Below are 7,470 nucleotides of genomic sequence, written 5' to 3' on the forward strand. Positions count from 1 at the left end.
AAGAAAACCAAATTCAAGAATTTCAAAAAATGAAATTTTGTAAATGGATTTGTGAACAAAGAAAACAGGCTGATGATTTTGTTTATTTTAAGATAATTATTGATTTTATCAAAGATTGTTTAGGAACAGTTACTTATTAAATTTCATCATTCGGGCGATTAGAAATCGTGGCTACACGGGTAAAATCCACCTTCGTGGGTAAAATACTTGATTCTCTATTAGTCCATGAAGATGGACTTCTCTCGTGTAGTAGCGTTCGCCCTTGACGTTGCGGAGCAATATTATATTGGCCTTTATCTTTTTTCAAAAAAATTAATCAATGTAAAAATTAAGACACTAAAATCAGAGAAGGTTGAGGTTTTAATGACTTTATCTCTTATTTTCTTAATATAGAAAATTTCTGTACTTCCCTCACAATTAATTGTTCATTTTCTTCTATCAAACTACCATTGCATATTATTGGAAGTTGATCTAAATTAGCTTGAATTGCTATTAGATAATCTTGACGATTAACTTCAATAACAACCTCTTCTTCTCTATTTTCTATCATAGTTATAACAATAACTTTTGCTTTTTCATCTCCACCAAACCATTCAAGCTTAATTACTAACCCTGTAATTGCTGAACGGAATAGTAATTTCTGAGAAGATAAAGGTAATATAAGCGTATCTTGTTGGGTAATTTTTTTGTTTCTACCCAAATTAGCTGTGCGAGACTTCAGTTTATTCTTAACCTCTGTAATAACAGGTAAAATTTGTTTATTTAATTTTATCTCTAAAGGAAAATTAGATGTACGTTCTATTATTTTAGAACCTGTTAAATTAAAACTCAAATTCGGTTCAGTTGCAGTATTTATCATCCGTGATAACGCATCACATAAATTAGCACTCACACCCTCTTCTATTGCTTTATCTAAAACATTTTCTCTTTCAGAAAGCTTTTGTTCAGGAGCTAAACTAATAATATTCAAAGCTTGAAATAGAGTTTTAGTAACTTTTCTTTCAAAGCAATCTTCAGATTGATAATTGTCTACTTGTAATGGAGAAATAATAGTGAGAACATAACTTCCTTCTTTAGTATGACCCAGACGCAATTTTTGCATATAGTCAGTTACTTCACTAAATGAACCTTTAAAATAAGGTCTAGGTTCTACAGCAGACGAAGCCGCAGACCACATCAGCTTTTTCGCTGATTCAAATAATTGAATTCCTTGAGATATAGGAATACTCCCATTGATAATTGCTGAATGATTCACTGAAATTTGTATAATCTCTGCTAATGGAGTTTTAAGATTATTTATTATTTCTAACTGAGAACGATGTTCTACAATTTCCAGATTTTGCAAAACTTCCATCATTCGAGTGGTAAAATCTCGAAAATCAGGATTTAGAGGTAATAGAATTTCAACATTTTCTCCCTGACCTACTTCTAATGTCCAAATAGATGCAATATCGTTTATTTGGCTTTTTTGTTGCCAACCTTGAGTTCTTAAATAGCCAGCAACTTCTAAGGGATTTATAGATTTAATAATATCAATATCTTGTATAGTTGCTTTCATGGAGTGCCACCATTTGAGATTATTTGCATCAAACTTTCTAGAGCTTCTACATTGAATATTTTATCTCTTGATAAACGCACTGATTTACTTTCTTGACCAGTAGGTAATTCCTCTTCTCCTCTCAGTGATGTCCAATAAGCACAATGTTTCATAATTAATTGTTCTTCACACTGGTGCAACCAGCTATTTATATCATCAGCTAAAACAACTATTACTAAAATACGGGGAACATAAACATTAGTATATCTTAAATCGTCATAGTTTTTTCTAGATAAAGGATAACTTATACTTTCAGCACCAACGATATTCCTTCTAAAAGGGGCTTTTAACTGTATTTCTAGGCGAGGTGAGCGAAAAGTTCCCATACCTCCTTTGGCTGCAATGCCCAAATCAATGCTGTCATCATCTACTTCTGGTTTATAAATACTATATCCTGAAACAGCCGTAATAACACGAATATAAGCGTTGCCAAATTGCTCTTGACACTGAGTAATATGCATGGAGATTCAATGAAATAATCAGGGTTTCAGGCTGTGAAGGAGATAATAACTAAATTCTGTTCAATTTTCTGCACAGTCGTTTATTGTACCCTTAATATTTGAGCTTTTTCTATTCCTTCTTCAAACCCTTGTGCAAACGCTTTCTGATAGTGCATTAAGTAATTGGACAAAAATATTTACAGTCATTGCGAGCGAAGGGAAGCAATCACAACCCTTGGAATTGCTTCATTTCACTTTGTTCCATATGGCTAACGCCACGCAACGCTTACGCAATAATATTGTGTAATTAATTCTGTCTCACTACTTATACGACAAAGCATAATACAGTAAATTCAACTACCCAAAAATAGGATAACCAATGAAAAAAATATTTCTAAAATGGCAACGTCAAACTAGAAAACTGGGATTTTTAGCAGCTATGATGGCCGTGATTATGGTTGCTTTCATGATGCTATCATTCCCCCTAAATGCTCAAATTCCTAAATCCACAGAATTACGGGGAGTATGGTTAACAAATATTGATAGTGACGTTTTATTTGAGAAAGAACGGTTAAAACAAAGTTTACGAACATTACATCAACTCAACTTTAATACCGTTTATCCCGCCGTCTGGAATTGGGGATATACACTTTATCCTAGCAAAATCGCCGCCAAAGTCATTGGTAAATCAGTTGACCCTACCCCCGGACTCCAAAAGCGAGATATGCTCAAAGAGATAGTCACCGAGGGACATAAACAAAGTTTAACAGTAATTCCCTGGTTTGAATTTGGCTTTATGGCACCTGCTGATTCACTTCTCGCTAAAAATCGTCCTACTTGGTTAACAAATCGTAGAAATGGTACAAAAATAGTCAAAGAAGGCATACATAACCGAGTTTGGTTAAATCCCTTTCGTCCCGAAGTGCAAGAATTTATTCAAGATTTGATAGTAGAAATAGTCAAAAACTATGACCTTGATGGGATTCAATTTGATGACCATTTCGGCTTACCATCAGAACTAGGATATGATGCCTATACCACAGCATTATACAAAAAAGAACACCAAGGTAAACTTCCGCCCACAAACGCCAAAGATCCAGAATGGGTAAGTTGGAGAGCCAACAAAATCACCGATTTCATGAAGCGGGTATTTACAGCAATTAAAGCTAATAAAAAAGATTGTATCGTTTCCGTTGCTCCTAATCCCCAGCGTTTTTCCTACGAATACTTCCTAGCGGATTGGCAGAAATGGGAAAGAATGGGAATAGTTGAAGACCTAGTTTTACAAATTTATCGTAATGATTTAAACGTCTTTATCAGCGAGTTAGAATATCCAGAAGTAAAACTAGCCCAAACTCATATTCCCGTCAGTATTGGCATTTTAAGTGGTTTAAAAAATCGCCCAGTCCCAATGGAACAAATCAAAACCCAAATAGAAAAAGTACGAGAGCGAAAATTTGCCGGCGTTTCCTTCTTCTTCTACGAAACCCTCTGGAACATGAGCCAAGAAAACCCCCAACAACGCCAACAAACATGGCAAAAAATCTTCCCCACACCCAGCAATTACCCTAACCTATTAGCAAATTGGAAACCCTAGAAAATTGCTAATTGATAATATCTCGTTCCCAGTCTCCGACTGGGAATGCTATTAAGAGGCTCTGCCTCTTTTTTCATTGAAGGCAGAGCCTTCTGTAATTCTTTCCCACACAGAGTATGGGAACGAGATAATTCTTCTATTCCTAACTACCGATACCCAAACGCCCAGCCAAAGCCGGAGTTAAAGGTAAAAGAGTAGCAATCATCAAAAACAAAGCCAAAAGACATAAAGCCGCCCTAGCATCATCTGGTTCACTGATTTCATTCAAACTGGGGCGCTCTAAATCGCGTTGTAAAAACAAAATCACAATTGCCCAATACATCGCCAAAGGATTACCTAATGATACGATAGCCAGTAAAACTATCGTGGCAAAAGTGGTTCTTCCTGCGGTTTTGCGTCCATAAATCGCTTGGACAATTCGCCCCCCGTCCAGTTGTCCAGCGGGCATTAAATTTAACGCAGTGATAACTAATCCCAACCAACCAATAACCACTAAAGGATGAATATTCACCACCGGAGACTGTAAAGCCGAACCCAGGACAACCCGTGCCAAACTACCGACTAAAATCGAACCTTGGAAAAACTGATTGGGTAATTGAAATAAACTCCCTGGGTGAGAAAGTAGCAACCCTATCACCAGTAATAACAAAGAAGTAATCCCCCCAAAAGCCGGTCCTGCCAAAGCAATATCAAATAAGGCTTTACGGCTAGGGACAAGGGATTCAAACCTAGTAATTGCCCCAAAAGAACCAATTTGCACCGCTGGTAAAAAGAACGGCCAACTTAATTTAACTTGGTGACGACGCGCCAATAACCAATGTCCAACTTCGTGAGAGATCAAAATTACCGATAAACCCAAAGCAATAGGTAAAGCTTCTGCAAAGCGTTCAGGATTACTAAATAAATCGAAATTCTGTAATATACCTCCCACTTCCAAGCTTGTGGCGATAGTTGCTATAAACAAAATCACTGCAAAAGCTTTTTGTGCTAACTGGGCGCGTTGGGGGTCTGTGCGGCTAGGGAGAATAATTATGACAGGTTTTCCGTCAGTATTTTCTACCAAAAATAGGCGATATTTATCTTCTAAGCGTTCCCGTAAACTTTTTGTCAGTCGGTTATGAACGGCTTCTGGTTCTCCGCGTAAGTTGCCTTTAAAAACCACTCCTTCTTGGTAGGGAATAGTTTCTGTGGCAAAAAATGTGTCAATGCCGAAAATGCCTCTAATCAGGCTTAAATCTGCTTCGGGTATGGGCGTTGGTTCTAATTGTAGTTCTGGGAGGACTATAACGGAACTGTCTTTATCGCCTTGGGCTGCAAGTCGCTCTGTTGCCCGTTGCTTGAGAATAGCATCTTGACCGGCTTCCCGTAATTTTCTGCCGAGGAAAATATACAATCCAGCGGAAGCTACCACCAAGAACAAGATACCAACAATATTGATATAAATCCCAGCGGCAAATAATCCAAAGAACAAAAGCCAGGGAGTCATTAAGACAACTGATTGTAACCAGGCTAGGATGCCTAGTTTACCAAAAGGTCTGGCACGATAAAAGCCCCAGCCTAAAATGCCGGACGCTATCAGCACAATGGCTGCAATTATAGGAGTTTCCGATGAAGTAAACATCTCTAAACCTTTGCTATTGAGACCGAAGCTAGTACAAGTCCGGTTTTCTATACACTACTAATCATAACTTTGTTTGGATTCTGCCCGAATTATCCAGTTTTTTGAGAATAAAGCCCCAATTATTTTAGATGATTTTTATGTGAGGCGGCACAGAATCATCAAATTCATTCATCCGCGTTTATCTGCGTTCATCTGCGTTTAATTATCTTATAAATCTGATTCCATGCAGTTTCATCTTAATTTGGTATGAACTTTTAACACCCTTTCGGTAAAATGTTCTTCTGTTTGCAATTTAGTCCAAAGGAATTTAGGGAATTATGGCGCGTTTAGCCCTGCTGAGTGTATCTAATAAAACTGGTGTAATTGATTTAGCCCGGAGTTTGGTTGAAGAATTTGGCTTTGATATTATCAGCAGTGGGGGAACAGCCAAAACCCTGAAAGATGCCGGCATACCAGTTGCTAAGGTTTCTGATTATACGGGTTCACCGGAAATTTTAGGCGGTCGGGTGAAAACTCTTCATCCTCGCATTCATGGGGGGATTTTAGCACGGCGAGATGTGGACCAAGATGTCACAGATTTGGAAAATAATCAAATTCGTCCCATTGATTTAGTCGTTGTTAATCTTTATCCTTTTGCGGAAACCATTGCTAAACCAGGTGTTACCTTAGCTGACGCGGTGGAACAAATTGATATTGGTGGTCCGGCTATGTTAAGGGCTTCTTCCAAAAATTACGCCCATTTGACGGTATTATGTGATCCTGCCCAATATGGTGAGTATTTGCAAGAATTACGCCAAAATGGAGCAGCATCTTTAGAGTTTCGCCAAAAATGCGCTTTAAAGGGATTTTTGCACACTGCTAGTTATGATAATGCCATAGCATCTTATTTAGCTGGCACACAAGCACAAGAATTTACCATTTCCGGTACACAACTCCAATCTTTGCGTTATGGAGAAAATCCTCACCAACCCGCAGCATGGTATCAAACGGGAAGTGAAGCTACAGGTTGGGCAGCAGCGACAAAACTGCAAGGTAAGGAACTCAGTTATAATAATTTGGTAGATTTGGAAGCTGCACGGCGGATAATTGCTGAATTTACAGCCAGTCCTGCGGCGACAATTATCAAACATACTAATCCCTGTGGAACTGCGGAAGCAGACACAATTTTTGACGCTTATCAAAAAGCCTTTAATGCTGATTCTATCTCGGCTTTTGGGGGAATTGTGGCTTTAAATCGTCCTGTTGATGCAGCGACAGCGACGGAATTAACGAAGACGTTTTTAGAGTGCGTGGTTGCTCCTGGTTGTGACGAGGAAGCTCAGGAAATTTTAACTAAAAAAGGCAATGTCCGCGTTTTGATTTTACCAGATTTGCTGACTGGACCAAAGGAAACTGTGAAAGCTGTAGCTGGTGGGTTTTTAGTCCAATCTGCTGATGATATCATTGCTGATCCTAGTCAATGGCAAGTTGTCACTGAACGTCAACCTACTCCCAGGGAGTTAGCAGAATTACTGTTTGCTTGGAAAGTTTGTAAGCACGTTAAATCTAATGCTATCGTCATTGCGAGCGATCGCACAACTTTAGGTGTCGGGGCTGGACAAATGAACCGTGTCGGTTCGACAAAAATCGCTCTCGAACAAGCCGGAGAAAAAGCCCAAGGGGCATTCCTCGCTAGTGACGGCTTCTTCCCCTTCGATGATACCGTCAAAGCAGCCGCAGCAGCCGGAATTACTGCCATTGTCCAACCCGGAGGCAGTCTCAAGGATAAGGATTCTATCAAAGCCGCTAATGAACTCGGTTTATTAATGGTTCTCACTGGTGTACGGCACTTTTTGCATTAGGTAATGGGTAATGGGTCATTGGTAATTGGTCATTGGTAATTGGTCATTGGTAAAAACCTTATTGCCTATTGCCTGTTCCCTGTTCCCTATTCCCTGTTCCAAGCAATTTCTAAAATTGTTGTCTAAGGTACTTGCCATTTTCAGAAAAGGGTGATAAATTATATTTGTGTGTGAGGAGCAAGTTTAAAAAACGTCTGGGGTGGAAACACGGCAACACTCCCAGACGTTTTTTAATGGGACTAAAAATTTTCTGACAATAAATATACTCAAAACGTCTAAAATCTGGACTTTTTTATGATATAAAAAACAAGTTCAAAGCCTCTCCAATTATAAAAGCTGCTCCTTTTCCCTCCCTTGTAGGGGAGGGTCAGGGA

5 protein-coding genes are annotated in these 7,470 nt (G+C 38.7%); 2 read left to right on the plus strand and 3 right to left on the minus strand.

Annotation, left to right across the window (positions count from 1 at the left end; translation table 11 throughout):
• Positions 1-376: 376 nt before the first annotated feature.
• Together IQ228_RS16800 and IQ228_RS16805 are read right to left on the minus strand one after the other, a co-directional pair.
• Positions 377-1,558, minus strand: a complete 1,182-nt coding sequence (locus tag IQ228_RS16800; protein WP_027404898.1) for a hypothetical protein — start codon at positions 1,556-1,558, stop codon at positions 377-379.
• On the minus strand, positions 1,555-2,058 hold the full coding sequence (locus IQ228_RS16805) for a DUF4365 domain-containing protein (RefSeq protein ID WP_193963622.1): 504 nt from the start codon (positions 2,056-2,058) through the stop codon (positions 1,555-1,557). Before IQ228_RS16805 ends, IQ228_RS16800 begins: the two co-directional genes overlap by 4 nt.
• A gap of 358 nt (positions 2,059-2,416) precedes the next feature.
• On the opposite strand from IQ228_RS16805, the gene IQ228_RS16810 reads away from it, so the two are divergent.
• Entirely contained in the window at positions 2,417-3,634 is a 1,218-nt protein-coding gene (locus IQ228_RS16810; protein WP_027404900.1) for a glycoside hydrolase family 10 protein, read from the plus strand.
• A gap of 142 nt (positions 3,635-3,776) precedes the next feature.
• Here the strand turns inward: IQ228_RS16810 and IQ228_RS16815 are convergent, their stop codons facing one another.
• Positions 3,777-5,255 carry a site-2 protease family protein gene (locus tag IQ228_RS16815; RefSeq protein ID WP_193963624.1) on the minus strand — a complete coding sequence of 493 codons (1,479 nt, stop codon included), beginning with the start codon at positions 5,253-5,255 and terminating at the stop codon, positions 3,777-3,779.
• A 317-nt stretch (positions 5,256-5,572) separates the two neighbouring features.
• Here IQ228_RS16815 and purH point away from each other — a divergent pair, with 317 nt between their 5' ends.
• The gene (purH, locus tag IQ228_RS16820) at positions 5,573-7,096 is read left to right on the plus strand and encodes a bifunctional phosphoribosylaminoimidazolecarboxamide formyltransferase/IMP cyclohydrolase (protein ID WP_193963626.1); all 1,524 of its coding nucleotides are present in this window, start codon (positions 5,573-5,575) and stop codon (positions 7,094-7,096) included.
• The last annotated feature ends 374 nt before the right edge of the window (positions 7,097-7,470 follow it).

This window comes from Dolichospermum sp. LEGE 00246 (assembly GCF_015207865.1).
Classification (GTDB): Bacteria; Cyanobacteriota; Cyanobacteriia; order Cyanobacteriales; family Nostocaceae; genus Dolichospermum; species Dolichospermum heterosporum.

Bases quoted from the DNA above. Each gene is read 5' to 3' on its own strand.
- IQ228_RS16815 (WP_193963624.1), bottom strand. From the start codon at position 5,255: ATGTTTACTTCATCGGAAACTCCTATAATTGCAGCCATTGTGCTGATA.
- IQ228_RS16805 (WP_193963622.1), bottom strand. From the start codon at position 2,058: ATGCATATTACTCAGTGTCAAGAGCAATTTGGCAACGCTTATATTCGT.
- purH (WP_193963626.1), top strand. From the start codon at position 5,573: ATGGCGCGTTTAGCCCTGCTGAGTGTATCTAATAAAACTGGTGTAATT.
- IQ228_RS16800 (WP_027404898.1), bottom strand. From the start codon at position 1,558: ATGAAAGCAACTATACAAGATATTGATATTATTAAATCTATAAATCCC.
- IQ228_RS16810 (WP_027404900.1), top strand. From the start codon at position 2,417: ATGAAAAAAATATTTCTAAAATGGCAACGTCAAACTAGAAAACTGGGA.